Genomic DNA, 14,962 nt, shown 5'->3' with positions numbered 1-14,962 from the left:
AGAAAGGAGCCTTGAATCATGCAGTTTTTAGATAGCAAAGAGTTACGAATTAAAGAACTTGAAAATGAAAATAGAAAGTTTGCAGGAAAAGGTAACTATGCTAGAGCATGATGTTGAACTTCTCACTCAAGCAGTTTTACATGCATCAAAACAACGTTTTGGAGCATCAAGTGAAAAAACTCCTCAAATAGAAGGACAATATTCTTTTCTGGATGAAATAATTGATCCTATTATAGATGAGGCCAAAGTTATTAATATAAAAAGAACATAAACGACCTGTGAGAAAAAAAAGGCGACAGAGAAAAATTGATTAAATCATTACCACATGAAATAGTTGAATGCGTTATTAATGAAGAAGAAGCAGTGTGCAAAATATGCGGAAGTTATCTTAAAGTTATTGGTAAGAAAAAGTAAGATCCGAAATGGAATATATTCCAGCAAAGCTTATAATCAAAGACTATGTTCAATACGTTTATAAATGTACTGAATGTGGAAAAATGACGTTAATCCATATGATTCTATATATTGTGCACCTGTGCCAGCTCCAGTGCTTACGCATTCCGTAGCATCGCCTTCGATTACAGCGTGGATAATGTATCAAAAGTATATGATGTCAGTACCTTTATACCGCCAAGAAAAAGACTTTAGAAGAATGGGTGCAGAGCTTAAAAGAGATATGATGGCAAACTGGATAATACGAAGCACTGAATATTGGCTAAAACCTCTATATGAAAAGATGCATGAACAATTATTAAAGTGCAGTATTATTATGAGTGATGAAACTACTTGGCAGGTAAACAAAGAGAAAGGTAAGAAGGCATCTAGCAATTCATATATATGGATACATAGAAGTGGCAACTGCGAAAGCTTACCGGTAATTTTATACCAATATACCAGAAGTCGTTCAGGTGAACATGCAAAAAAATTTCTTGAGCAGTTTAAAGGGTATCATGTCTCCGATGCATATGCTGGATATGAAAAGGTTGAAGGAATTACTAGATGCTTATGCTTTAGTCACCTACGAAGATACTATCTGGAAGCTATTCCTTTAGATTCTAGAAAAAAAGAGATTCCGAGCTCTGGCGGAGCGGTCGGCAGGGCTTATTGTGATAAACTCTTTAAACTAGAAAGAAAGTGGAAACAGCTATCTCCAGATGAAAGAAAACAGAATAGACTTATCTATAGTGTCCCTATACTGGATGCCTTTTTTGCATGGGCAGAAAAAACATTTACAACACAAGATATGTTGAGAAAGGCTTTAAATTATACACTGAATCACAAAAAATATTTTACTAACTTCTTGCTAGATGGAAGAATACCCTATCTAATAATTTATCAGAAATCGCTGTAAAGCCTGTAGCAATTACAAGGAAAAACTCATTGTTTTCCGATTCGGTAGCCGGGGCGGAAGCATCCGCAATTGTATTTAGCATTATAAATACAGCTGCAGCTAATAATTTAGATCCATATAAATATCTGCATTATATTTTTTGCCAGTTACCAAATATTAATTTTGCATCGAATCCATGTTTACTTGAAGAGTATTTACCATGGGCGGAGAAAGTACAAGTTCAATGCAAAGCAACTACAACAGAAACTACTCCAAAGGAGGAAAAAACTAGTGAGTCAGCCTAATATAGATTTCATGATGACTATGACCAAGGATTTTCTAAACGAAAAAATTGATGAAATAGCTTATACGCTTGATTTTCCATATGAACTTGAAAAAAGATACAAGAAAATGCACAAAGAAGATGATGATTATGCAGAATTGATTTATGAATGCCTTTATGAAGAAGGCATATGCTTGTTCGATGACCTATCAGATTCGGAATTTAAGAAACTTATTCGAAAACAATATAACTATATAAAGCAAATTGCAAAAGAAGGATTTTATTAAAATATAAGCTTCACAAGTTTTTGTGAAGCTTATATTTTTCAATACGGTATATGTTCCATCGCTTACTTTTCATATTATGTTACTAGATGCGTTATAATAGCAAAATAAATTGCTCTCCTGAAATTTTACAATCCTTTTAATTTCAATTTCTTTACAATATCAACGTAAAATTCACAAACATCAAACTCAGGGATATTCTCCCGCATTAAGTCAATCATATCTCCGTGGGAAACTCCTCTTCTTCCTTTTGTTGAGTAGCATCCTAAATAATCACCGTGTTTTGACGACTCAACTGTAACAAAGCCATCGTTTTCGCCTTCTTTACGTGAGACTATCGCATAACATATATTCAAAGGGAATCCGGCACTGAACATACTACTCATTTTTGATGTAACACTTTGATAGACACCCCCCTCTTTATTAAGAACTTTTTCATTAAACTCTGCACATTTACTTGCAGTTAAATCATAAATAGCGCTATAAAAGTCAGGGGTTTTGTCCCCCAATCTTAAATAGGCAGAATTATATTTTTTTGCAAGGGTTCGCACAAATTTATCAGGTAATTTTTCTAATAGATTGTCCAAAAATTCACAACCGTTGTGAGGAGTGCCAATGGTAGTTAAAGATGCTACATTTTTATCAATTCCCAAACAGCTGATTGCATATCTGGCATCTATGCCGCCTTTTGAGTGCGCAATTATATTAACTTTCTCACACTTTTCCTTTTCAATTATCTGAAGTATTTGCTCTTTAAGCTCATTTGCACAGATTTCCATAGTCGTCGCCGATTGCTGGTTTCCGTAGTAAATCGTCGCTCCGTTCTTTATTAACTCACCGGGAATCCTCCCCCAATAGTTGAAGAAATGCCAGTCCCTCCAAAATATACCGTGAACTAGCAATATCGGGTATTTTGTTTTGCAAATCTCACTTTCTCTTCTTTGGTTATTCAGTTCAATTTTTGATATTTCAAATATATATTCTCTACGAACAATATGACAGCATTTCCAAAATATTATTATATTAAGTATGGGAATCCACCAAGTGAAAAACAATGAAATTTTTAAAACTATTCCAACTTGTGATGAAGTTAATATAATACGTAATAGACCATTCCACAGCAGTATAAAAATAGCAGCTAAATAAACTAACGCATTAATGCCTAATGAAATTAGTGTAAGTGACGCCCTTTTATAAACTATAAAAATATATAAATACACCAACCCTTGCACAACAAAAAGTACACAAGCATTAGTTACTAACTCATAGCCGCCAATCATTATTGTTAACTTTTTCATGCCTGCCTTTTGTTTCATGGGAATAATATTATACTTAATAAAGTATGCAACAAGCAAAACAAGGGCTATGCCATTAATCACTAAACCGAGCTTTAATGTATCTATTAAGATTACTGAATTTAATAATATAAGTATAATAATAGTGCTTAGTATTCTTTTTAGAAGAACCATTTTATTTACTCCTTATGTTATTTAATATCCCAAAGATTTTAATTCAGCTACAATTTGACAATAAACATCACAGATATCATTAACACCTTCGGATGAACTTTTCCGAGAAAGTCTCATTCTTCTTATATCAACCTCATCTCCGTGAGAAATTCCACGGTTCGTAGATCCTCTAAAAACACCCTTGAAGTTTGTCCACTCTGCAGATTTAGGAGTTACAAGCCCATCGTTTTGCCCTTCCACAAGATTGACAACAAAATGTGGTATAAACATAAACATATCGCTGAAAGAACTTTTCATAACTGCTGCATAGCTCTGATAGTAAACGTCTATCTCATCCGGATTTTCTGAATTAAATTTTTCTGCAAAATATGTAGTGAATTGTCCGCAAACATTGTGAAAATCAGGTTTTCCATCACCGAGCATTCTAAACCATAAGTTTGCAAACACAGCTACCAATCTAAATAGCATTTTCGGTAGTTTACAAATTATATCCATTGTCTTAGAACCATGATGAGGGGTTGCAATGGTAGTCAAGCTTGCGATTTTACTTGACATATCAAGATTGGAAATAACATATCTTGAATCAAGCCCACCCTTCGAGTGAGCGATTAGATTAACTTTCTCAGCCCCGGTTTCCGCAATTATTTTTTCAATACTGTTTTTAATCATTATCGCATTATTTTCTATGGTTGCCCAACTATCTTGATAACCATAAAATATTGAAGAACCATTGCTTGCCAATGCCTTAGGAATTCTTCCCCAATAATTAAGATATTTTCTATCACGAAAACCTGTCCCATGTATTAAAACTATAGGATATTTTGTTTGGCATTTACAGCTTATGCTATTCAATTCTCCAGGTACACCTCCCTTTTAATAAAATAAAGATTTTCAATTTTAGAAAGGTTTCATGTATGTTTGTCTATAGATACACCTAGGTGTTATACACTTTTCAAATTTCTTATTACTTAAAATTAATTACTAACTTAATATTATTGTATTTGTAAGTATTTATCAACTCTTGTTTAAAATGACACCCATTGCTTAAAAAGAGTCTTTCTCTAACCTCACCATACGCATCGCGTGATCAGTGTGCGAAAGCATATTTCTTTATAAATCAGCCTTGCTTCTTAGATGTTTTCTCATTTACTTGTGATATGGTTCACCGTAACTACTCCAAGTGAGGTTTTTCCATTTACTATTGTGTAACTCTAATGTACAATTTAGTAATTAAACGTGGGTTAATGGTATCACTCCCCCTTCTTATGAAAGGAGATGATAAATGTAAGTAACGCTTCTTTAATGTTTTTTTAGATTAAAGATTTACCTAATTAGTTGGTTTAAATCTTTTTCTCGTTTGATGTTCTTCATCTATCACGGCTTCTCTTGCTGGAATCCCTGTAAGTGTCTCTAATTTATTCTGTGCTTCAATTACTCTTTCTACCCATAATTGTTTATGATTATCAAAATTTCGGCAGTCTTTTGGTATAAAAATTGGTTCTCCAAATACCAAACGATTCTCAGCGCCTTCAACAGCTTGCTCGATGAAAGCTGGTAAAACAGGAATCTCCAGTAATCTAGCTAACCAGAATGCTCCTCGCTCAATATCTTCTGTCCTCTCTTTATTTATGTCATAAATTGTTCCTTGATAGAATATCAGAAAATGCTTTGGCTTTTCACCTTCAGCAAACCACTTTTCTGCAACTCTTATTGTCGCAATTGATCCTCCAGAACTTTTACGGTCAACTGCAAAAACATTTTCAAACTCTAATATGGGTATTAATTCTTTAGGTATGGAAACACCATTAAAGCAATTTTCTTTAGCGAAAACAAACAGCTCCGGATAAGTATCTATAACCTGATGCATAAGCTCATAATAATAGCTCATTATTAGCGGAGCATCACAATCAGTTAAATGATTAGATGCTATTATATAAGAAGTAGTAGTAAAATCTTCTGGTACATTATAAGCTTTAAAGTTATATATTTTTAAAAGCTTTTTCTTTGCTTCAATTATTTTATTTCTTAATTTTTCTTGATTATTTACAACGCTTAATATCTCTTTTTTTGCATTCTCATTAAATAATGAACTAGCATTAAACAAATGCATAGTATTCCTCCTAAATTAATTCAAATTATTATTCCTATTACTGAATTTTTTTAATTTCATTATAACATATTCTGTAAGTACAGTATTACTTATGGCAAGGTATTTCCACATATAGAAATAGCCTTAGACAAGTTATATCAATGTCTAAAGCTATAAACCTCATTTACTTATGGTACGGTTCACCATCAACAATCCTACTGCTCCCCTACACATTTCCTTATCAAAATAATCTTCTGAACTCCTATTCTACTAGATCTATAACTAAAGCACTATATATACGAAAGAAACCTTGGGAGTAGTCCCAGCTCCTCTTTCCTGCCTGGGACATAAGCTCCGTCCGAAACCACTGAAAAAGTAGCATCTTTTTGACAATAAAAACCCGGTTGTTTAATAAAGACAGATAAAACATCCTTTATTTGTAAAAAACTTCAGTATATCTAATAAAAAGGAGGATACCAGCTTGGCTATCCTCTTCAAATTTACCGCTAATGCCGTTAACCGGGCTTGCATGCCCATGCTTCTTAGACCATACCCTTTGGCACGGTCTAACCCATGAAATCTCTTCATTTCACCATTTTTCCACTCATTACAGGAACGATTTTTATATTTTTCTAGAAAATCTTGAGTCTTTGCACGTTGACTATACTCGTAGTACTCATGTGCATTTACTCCAACTTCTAAAGTTCTTGCTGACACTTTACCATTAATACATTCAGAACGGTGTGGACAATCTTTACATATTTCTTTGTCAAAAGTATATCTAAAACTTTTTTACCACTTTTATTGATTTTTGCTTTCTTTTTTACTGTATTGTTTCCATATTTACAATACCATTGGTCGGAGTCTTTATTATAATTAAATTTACTCTCATCGATACGATATACAGATTCACTAACAGGTATATAAGCTTCTGCTTGATCTTCTTTAATTAAGTCTAAAATGGGTTTTCTAAAGTATGCTTTATCACCATAAACTTCTTCCGCTTCAATCCCTGCTGCCTTCGTTAGCTCGTATAATTCTTTAAAACCTGTTCCGTCAACATAAGCTCCATCATGTACTGCTACCGCAGTGATTATACGTTCTGAACCTGTAGTCATTATAAATTCTGTCTTGTATCCAAAAAACTATCAGTTTTACTTTTGTTTCCCACTCTTGCATCTTGGTCTACTAATGAACGTACTCCTTTTTGTTGAATAAATTTCTCATCGGATATGATTTCACGAGCATTCTTAATAACCAGCGCGGTAGCAGAAGTATCAGGATTTTCTATATGATTTTCTGCTTTCTCCATAAGATCTTCCAAGTATGCTTTCATTGTTTCTTTGGCTACTTTGTGATCGTCGATTGCTTTATAATCAGGAATGTTTGCATCAACACCCTCAGGTATTGACCCTCTTTCTTCTTCTAGGTTCTTTAGGATTTTTTTAGCTAAGTGTTTTAATACTCTCTCAGGAACTAACTTACCTGTATTAGCATGTGTATGAGTAGCATCAATGCTTATACTATGTCCTTTTATAATTCCTTTTTCAACGCATTGTTTTACAACTTCTTTTATGATTTCATCCATTGTAACTTCTTGTAGTCTATGAACTCTAAATTTAGCAAGAAGACTTGGATGCGGAAGTTCCTCTTCTGGGTTTAAGTCAACAAACCACATGGATGCAAGATTTAAAGAAGTTTCTTCTATTATTTTTTCATCCGATAAATTATATAAATATTGTAAAATCAACAATCTTATCATCATTTCCGGTTCCTTTGCGGGACGGCCATAATATTTGCAATAAGAACTTTCAAGAAGTTTATTAACAAAACTAAAATCCACAGCTTGATCAATTAGTTTCAATATATGATTATCGGGAATTTTGTGGTATAATATAGAATATAGACTGTATTGTTTTGATTGATTTCTTAACATATGGTTGAACCCCTCTTTTTGGTTATGGTTGTCGCAATTCCATTATACCATTTTAAGGGGGTTTTTTGTATTCTATTCTACTTTATTCTGATTTATTTTACATATTTTCAAATATTTATAATATGTTTTTCAGTGGTTTCGCTCCGTCCCCCTGTCCCGCTAATATGCTTTACCCCAATAGACCATTTTTTCTGCTTTTTTACCACAGCATACACAATTGGTATCAAGCTCTTCTTGCTCAAATGGAATACATCTAGAGGTCAAGCCTGCTACTTCTTTGATTTTTTCTTCACATTCTCTTTCACCACACCACATAGCTTTTATGAAACCTGATTTATTTTCAGCAATAGCTTTAAGCTCTTCCATGGTTTTAGCAACAAAAGTTCTTTCTTCCCTATTCTTTAACGCCTTCTCGTATAAGCTATTGTGAATCTCATCTAGTACTGCTAAAACCCTATCCTTCAAGTCATTTAAATTAACTACTTCTTTTGCTCTAGTATCTCTTCTAACTAAAACTGCTTGATTGTTTTCTATATCCTTTGGTCCAATTTCAATTCTAACTGGTATCCCCTTCATTTCATATTCGTTGAACTTCCAGCCCGGCATCTTGTCTGAAGCATCTAATTTAACTCTTACAACACTAGAAAGATTATTTTTCAGTTCATTAGCCTTATCAAGAACTCCTTCTTTATGCTGAGCAATTGGAACAATAACTGCTTGAATTGGTGCTACCTTTGGTGGCAATACTAAACCACTATCATCTCCATGAACCATTATAATAGCTCCAATTAATCTAGTTGTAACTCCCCAGGAAGTTTGATGCACATATTGCAGCTTAGAATTTTTATCTGAATATCTTATGTTAAAAGCTCTAGCAAATCCATCTCCAAAATTATGAGAGGTTCCACTTTGAAGTGCCTTTCCATCATGCATTAGGCTTTCGATTGTATATGTTGCCTTAGCTCCTGCAAACTTTTCTTTTTCAGTCTTTTGTCCCTTTAGAACAGGAATTGCTAAATATTCCTCTAGCATATCAGCATAAACATTTAGCATATCTATGGTTTCTTTTTCTGCTTCTTCTGCTGTTGCATGAGCAGTATGTCCTTCTTGCCATAAAAATTCAGAAGTTCTTAAAAATGGCCTAGTGGTTTTTTCCCATCTCACAACAGAACACCATTGATTATATTTCTTAGGCAAATCATTATAACTTTGAATAATCTTAGCATAATGCTCACAAAATAGAGTTTCTGAGGTTGGTCTTACTATTAATCTTTCAGCAAGATCTTCTCCTCCTGCTCTAGTAACATAAGCAACCTCTGGCGAAAATCCTTCTACATGATCCTTTTCCTTTTGCAATAAGGATTCTGGTATGAACATTGGCATATATACATTTTCATGGCCTGTTTCCTTAATCCTATTATCTAAGTATTTTTGAATGTTCTCCCAAATTGCATACCCATAAGGTCTTATAATCATGCAGCCTTTAACCGTTGAATAATCAATAAGCTCTGCCTTCTTTACAATATCTGTGTACCACTTAGCAAAGTCCTCATCTATGGCGGTTATTGCTTCAACAAATTTTTTATTACTATTTTTACTCATAATTTTCTTCCTTTCTATGTGTAAACTTGGCTATGTTTAATAATATTGTTAAAATTAAGTGGTTATGAAGGAGATGCTATATGAGCGAGCTACTAGAATTAAATGATTTTTTCAGATGGAATGGCGTTAAGAAACTGTACTGTTCGAACGTAGTGAGTTTACAGTTTTAGCCATGGAATATGACAAAATCATATTAATTCTTTGCGTAAGCTCATCTAAGCATCGGATAACTACCCACTTAATTTCAACACAGTACTTTAACATAGCTTTGATTTTTATATAAAAAAAACGCCAAGAAAAGTCCGAAAGGGACCCTTCTTGGCGTTACCACCCTAATTATTATAAAATTGTGCATAGTAATCTTATAATCTCTCTTTATCTATAACGGGACTCCCCGCTGTAGCCTACTATTATTTCGGTACAGAACTCCAAGGCTGGTTCAGTATATAATTCCTAGGAACTTTCACCATGCATTCCCTCTCTAATAAGAAATCACTATACTTACTATTCCTTTTCACAGTAATAACAATTTTTATAAATATTAACTCAATAACCCGTTTATGTCAAGTGCTATATTTTCTTTAGGTTTAATTATTGTCATTTAGTTACGATTCTAAACTTCTTCACAAATGTTAGAATTATAGACATTTCTGTCTAGGGTTTTCTATGGTGAAGACGAAACTAGACCTTTAAAATCTTCGCTATTTCATTCTACAAAACAGACCATTATTAACTATCAATTCCATCAAACACAAATTCAATTTCTTTTTTCATCTTATTATGAACAAATTTCGACAATTGTTCATCATGTAATAATTCGCTTATTCCCATATTAGTAATACTAACACCTTCTACCATATAATTTTTATTACTGTACTTTTTCACCAAATCATCCATGTCATGTATATCATTCCTCAAATCATCTTGAGTACATTCAATAAGTTTTGGCACTTCATGGTTACTTTCACAAGGTTCATAGTAATAACTTAATTCACCTGGATCATTATAATAATTATCTACTATGCCATCTAGATAATTTTTATTAAAATAGTACTTAACTGTGTATTGGTAAGGTAGATTTCGATAACATGGTAATAATTCCTTTATTCCACTAAAACTATTCTCTAATATATACATAATTGATTTTTTATATAATTCGAAGAATTTACTTATTCTTTCTACTAACCTTTCCTTAGAGTAAACTTGCCAAATAAAATAAGAATTTTTATCTATATCTATATCTATATCTCCTTTTGGTAAAGTGTAATCTTCTATTTTAATATTCTCATTTTCTAAGAAAATTATTGCATTTGCTAAGTCTATTAAATCCACGTTTCTGTATATATATTTTCTTACATTTGGATGTCTTATTAACTCGATTTTTACCATATCTAATACTTTATTATTATCATCAATTCCTATTTTTCTTTTTAGCCACTCTACTCTTTCACAAATAAGTTCAGGACTAGATAAAGTTCTTTTATCCATAATGCTTAATAACTCTTTTTTTAATGATTTTAATGCTAAATACCTAGCACTATCTAAATTTAAGTTAGATAAATTAATATCAATAATACTTGTAATTCCACCTGTGGATACTAAGTCTATTTTGTTAACAATCTCACTATCACATATAATTACATTTTCCCCCTCATATTGCAACGAGTATTTATATAATAAATATCTTCGTTCCGATAAACTTCCTTTTATAACCAATTCCATATCTTTATAGTTTGAGTAGTATCTAAAAGGATTTAATAAATATTTTATTTGTCTAAAATATTTGTTAACTATTTTATCATACGTTGTCACCATTATATTTAAATACATATAACATAATTCATTATCACTTTTATTTTTTAAGCTTTTAGATAAATCATTTTTCTCTTTTACACACTGTATGTATAGTTTCAAGTTATAATCCAGTAATAAATTTAAATATATGTCCTGATCTTGCCAATCTTCAAACATACCCGCTATAAATATTAATACTTCACTCCACGCATCATCATTTATTATCTCTTTAATAAAATTATATTTGTCTTTTACTATTTTCATTATATATCTAGCAGCAAAATACTCCTTATATGTCTTATGCTTAAACCATACTACATCATTATTAACAGTTTCTAATACACCTAAATTTAATATATAATCTAATATGTTCTCTACTTTAGATTTATCTTTACATACTTCAAAAATCGAATCATATAAAAAATCTAAACTAAAATCATTCATTTTAAATGTTTTATAAGCTATATGAGTAAAAATATTCTGTAGTTCTATTTTCATATATGCACTTATTGATAATTTAGATTGTTTTTCATTCCATTTATGTATTAGTGTTAGTAAGAATTCATTATATAACTCTACTCTACTATTGGGTCTGTATCTCAAGTTATTCTTAATTATATTATAAAATATACTAAGTAATAATGGATTCTTAACTATATTTATTACTCTTTTCTCTAATTTAGGGATATATATATTCTCTTGATCCCTAAATAAATATTTTCTAATTTGATATTCATCTAGCTCTTTTAATTTAGTTTCAACTAAATTAAAGTCAAATTCCTTGTTATACCTATTGGATCTACATGTTATTATATATTTATTTTTCTTGTTGTATTTTAATAAATCTTTTATTTCTAATATACATTTATTATATGACTCCTGCTTTACTTCATCTAGGCCATCAAAAAATATTACTATATATATTTCAATAAAACTTCTACATTTTAATGCATAGCCTGTCTATGATTTCTGTAGGGGTTTTATTTATATGTGTAATAAACCTTTGCACTGCTTCGCTTACCCTAGATAAGGTAGGATAGAATGCATTATTAATTATTCTTGACTTAAGCCACCCCCATAACCCCTCTATCAAATTAAGTTCTGGACTATATGGTGGTAAAAATACTAACTCTAATCTATTTTTATTCTCATATAAAAAGGGCTCAAGTAGTTTTGCATGATGTATTCTTGCATTATCTAGTATCATTACGATTTTACCCGTAGGGTATTGTTCTAGTATACACTTTAAGAATCTTTCAAATACAACTGCATCATACCTCTCATGCTCTTCACAATATACTTTTCCTGTACCATAATCCAATATCCCTATTAATTTTACTCCAGCATTTTTACCGTAGGTTGGGATTTTACGTCGCTGACCTTTCTTAAACCAAGTTTTCTGTATAGCTTGATAGTCTCTTATCATGGATTCATCTTCGAACAGAAGATGCGCTAGCTCCCCATTAATTAGTTTTTTTTAGGTCTTCAAAAGTTACCTTAAATTCTTCTTGCTTTTCTTTATCAGCTTTTTTTTAGTACGTAGGTTGGTCTTGTATAGCTTAGATTTAATCTATGCAAAATTTCATGGATTCCCCTGTGACTCATGGTTATACAAAATGTTTTAATCACCCACTGCCTAATTATTTCAATAGTCCAGTTTTTTCTAGATTCAAACCCGACTTCGTCAGGAGTTTTATTTGTTACAATTTCAACTATCATGGCTTCTTGGTCTTTACTCAATTTTCTGGGAGCTCCTGTACTATGCTTCATTACTAAGCCTAGCAATCCTTTAGCTTTGTAGTTTTTAATGTAGTCTCCGACTGTATGTTGATCTAAAGAAACCATTTTAGCAATATCAACATTTGAAGCACCTTCCAAGTGCCTTAATATTACTAGGTATCTTTTATACATTCGTACATTTTTAGTTTCCTTCATAATTGACTTTAATTCATTAATTTTTTCATTTAATTCTAATGTATTATTTGAATAAATATTATCCATATAAATCACAACCTTTTAAATATTATTGTAATTATTTTGCACTTATTTGCGATTTATATATTTGGTAATATTCTACTATGAATTTTTATTATTGAAATTTATATAATAAACCTTTTCTAATTAAATTATCAACCTCATCTATTTTAAATAATTCATTATATTGAGATAGTATCTTTAATATTCCTTCTCTTATATCTTTGAAATATAAACCATATCCTTGCAACTTCAGTATTATAGGAATCTTATTAAAAGTAGACTTAGTTATCTTATAACAAAGTGATTCTATTACACATGATTTACCGCTACCAGGTTCATCTAATAATATATATTGTCTTTCATCAATTAATATATTTTCTATATTTACAATTATTTTATTTTCTACATCAATAATATCTCTACTTATATAATTTATATCATCAAGTAATTTTTTATTATTTATAGATAAATCACTTATATAATCTTCATAGTTATTTATATTACCTACTGAAATTATTGGATATTCCCATCCCCTACTAAAGCATATATCTAAAATAAGCTTGATACTCATTCCTATTGCCATATTCATTGTTACATCTTCTCCGACACCATGTGTATGTATCCCTATTAAGGAAATACTACTTCCGTTTTTCAAAAAAACACCTGATCCTGATACCCCTAGTAAATCATCATTTTTCATAGATACATCTAAAGCATTTTCTATATCCAACTTATACTTAAAGGTCTCTGATTCATTGATTACGCTATCAAAATGACACATATATTCGTTACAATTAATTTCAAATTCTAAATCAGATAATTTTTTTGGAAATCCATTGAATATTAACTTAGATTCCTTTTTCACATTAATGGGATTTAAAAAATTATAACTTATTTTTTTACAGTTAATTTTCTTACATCTGATTACTGCAATATCGTTTATATCTCTTTCAAAATTATCATTTCTTTTTATATATTTCATGTGAACTTCAATGTTTTCTTTTTCTAATCTCTCATATGAACTAACTCCAGATACGTCATAATACCTTACTCCAAACTTTACGTCTTCATCTAAATAATCATTAACTACATGCGCTGCTGTAAATATATATGTATATTCATTACTTTTACTTGGTGTCCAAAGAATCCCACTTCCTATAGATTCTTGTTCTCCACTTGCTCTTTCTATCTCTAATCTTACTGATAGATATTTAACATCTTCATCATATCTCATACTTTTCGCCTCATCATTCAATTACTATTCCATCTTGTCCTATAACAAACATTTTTAATTTATTAGTATCTAAATATTTAGATTTATCCTGTACTGTAAAAAACCTTACACTTGTCCACCATTTGTAATTACAATATATCTCCACACTTTCTCCATAACTTAATAATCTACCAATTGTCTCTTTATGAACTGCTGATTTCTTTGAAATAATGAATTTATGACTTCCTAGCATACTTAAAAGTTTATCATTTACATTATACTTACTTCCATGATGCGATAGCTTAACAATATCTATGGGTTTACCGTTCCAATATCTACTCAACCCATATATAATATCTTCAGCATGAGCATCCCCTAAAAATGCTATATTTTTATATTCATATGAAAATATAAAAGAAATTGATGCTTTATTAGTGTTGCTATTATCGGGTTTATATTCATCTATAATACTTAATTCATCAAAACTTAAGCTGTATTTATTGCATTCTCCATGTGGAGTTAATCTTTCAATTTTCCTAGATACATTAATCATATCTTCATATCTAGGTGTAAGTACTGTTAAATCAGCCTCTCCTATCCTTTCCATAGTTCCACCTAATATTGGTGTTATTAAATTAATTCCTTTAGTTCTTATTGTTTCTACTAATCCTCCTATATTTTTAGGCGAATGTGTTTGGTTATTATAATACTGTATTGGCTCACCATTTAACCATATCTTTTTTATATATTTTCCATTTATATTACTTATACTTCTTCTAAAACCATTAATATGATCATCATCGATATGAGTAAGTATTAATAAATCTATAACTTCATTATTCTGTATAATTTTATCTATTAACTTTTTAAATGTCTTAGCAAAAATCCCTGTTCCTGAATCTATAATTATATTTGTTTTAGTTTTTTCTCCGTATCTTATTCTTATACACTCTCCATTAAATGCCTTTTCTAAAAAAATCTCCAT

At 30.9% G+C, this 14,962-nt stretch carries 8 protein-coding genes, 3 pseudogenes and 1 other annotated feature; of the genes and pseudogenes, 2 read left to right on the top strand and 9 right to left on the bottom strand.

What is annotated here, in order from left to right; genetic code table 11:
- Positions 1-18 precede the first annotated feature (18 nt).
- Positions 19-1,635 (top strand): annotated as a pseudogene (gene tnpC / locus C1I91_RS29745) (IS66 family transposase).
- The gene (locus C1I91_RS11255) at positions 1,622-1,900 is read left to right on the top strand and encodes a hypothetical protein (RefSeq protein ID WP_128212955.1); all 279 of its coding nucleotides are present in this window, start codon (positions 1,622-1,624) and stop codon (positions 1,898-1,900) included. Before tnpC ends, C1I91_RS11255 begins: the two are co-directional and overlap by 14 nt.
- A gap of 125 nt (positions 1,901-2,025) precedes the next feature.
- Here C1I91_RS11255 and C1I91_RS11250 read toward each other — a convergent pair whose 3' ends face one another.
- The 9 genes and pseudogenes from C1I91_RS11250 to C1I91_RS11210 form a co-directional block, all read right to left on the bottom strand.
- Positions 2,026-3,366: an esterase/lipase family protein gene (locus C1I91_RS11250; RefSeq protein ID WP_238475970.1), complete on the bottom strand. Its 1,341-nt coding sequence runs from the start codon at positions 3,364-3,366 to the stop codon at positions 2,026-2,028.
- Between the two features lie 21 nt (positions 3,367-3,387).
- Positions 3,388-4,218, bottom strand: a complete 831-nt coding sequence (locus C1I91_RS11245) for an alpha/beta fold hydrolase (protein WP_128212970.1) — start codon at positions 4,216-4,218, stop codon at positions 3,388-3,390.
- Between the two features lie 475 nt (positions 4,219-4,693).
- Positions 4,694-5,476 carry a lysophospholipid acyltransferase family protein gene (locus C1I91_RS11240; protein ID WP_128212969.1) on the bottom strand — a complete coding sequence of 261 codons (783 nt, stop codon included), beginning with the start codon at positions 5,474-5,476 and terminating at the stop codon, positions 4,694-4,696.
- Between the two features lie 387 nt (positions 5,477-5,863).
- A pseudogene (locus C1I91_RS11235) lies at positions 5,864-7,391 on the bottom strand (IS1182 family transposase).
- Between the two features lie 159 nt (positions 7,392-7,550).
- Positions 7,551-8,993, bottom strand: a complete 1,443-nt coding sequence (gene proS / locus C1I91_RS11230) for a proline--tRNA ligase (RefSeq protein WP_128212968.1) — start codon at positions 8,991-8,993, stop codon at positions 7,551-7,553.
- Between the two features lie 304 nt (positions 8,994-9,297).
- Positions 9,298-9,520 (bottom strand) — a binding site (T-box leader).
- Between the two features lie 202 nt (positions 9,521-9,722).
- Positions 9,723-11,285, bottom strand: coding sequence for a hypothetical protein (locus tag C1I91_RS11225; protein WP_128212967.1), 1,563 nt, complete (start codon positions 11,283-11,285; stop codon positions 9,723-9,725).
- Between the two features lie 439 nt (positions 11,286-11,724).
- A pseudogene (locus tag C1I91_RS11220) lies at positions 11,725-12,788 on the bottom strand (IS630 family transposase).
- Between the two features lie 88 nt (positions 12,789-12,876).
- Positions 12,877-13,998 (bottom strand): trypsin-like serine protease, encoded by a 1,122-nt coding sequence (locus C1I91_RS11215; protein WP_128212966.1) that lies wholly within the window; start codon positions 13,996-13,998, stop codon positions 12,877-12,879.
- Positions 13,999-14,011: 13 nt separating this feature from the next.
- Positions 14,012-14,962: a ComEC/Rec2 family competence protein gene (locus tag C1I91_RS11210; protein ID WP_164880504.1), complete on the bottom strand. Its 951-nt coding sequence runs from the start codon at positions 14,960-14,962 to the stop codon at positions 14,012-14,014.

The organism is Clostridium manihotivorum, from assembly GCF_004015185.1.
Lineage (GTDB): Bacteria > Bacillota > Clostridia > Clostridiales > Clostridiaceae > Clostridium_AR > Clostridium_AR manihotivorum.
The sequence above is the reverse complement of the archived record's forward strand: the minus strand, read 5'-3'. Positions and strand labels throughout refer to the sequence as shown.

Excerpts from the sequence above, each read along its gene's own strand:
- C1I91_RS11240 (WP_128212969.1), bottom strand. The coding sequence starts at position 5,476 with ATGCATTTGTTTAATGCTAGTTCATTATTTAATGAGAATGCAAAAAAA.
- C1I91_RS11250 (WP_238475970.1), bottom strand. The coding sequence starts at position 3,366 with ATGGTTCTTCTAAAAAGAATACTAAGCACTATTATTATACTTATATTA.
- C1I91_RS11215 (WP_128212966.1), bottom strand. The coding sequence starts at position 13,998 with ATGAGATATGATGAAGATGTTAAATATCTATCAGTAAGATTAGAGATA.
- C1I91_RS11210 (WP_164880504.1), bottom strand. The coding sequence starts at position 14,962 with ATGGAGATTTTTTTAGAAAAGGCATTTAATGGAGAGTGTATAAGAATA.
- proS (WP_128212968.1), bottom strand. The coding sequence starts at position 8,993 with ATGAGTAAAAATAGTAATAAAAAATTTGTTGAAGCAATAACCGCCATA.
- C1I91_RS11225 (WP_128212967.1), bottom strand. The coding sequence starts at position 11,285 with ATGAAAATAGAACTACAGAATATTTTTACTCATATAGCTTATAAAACA.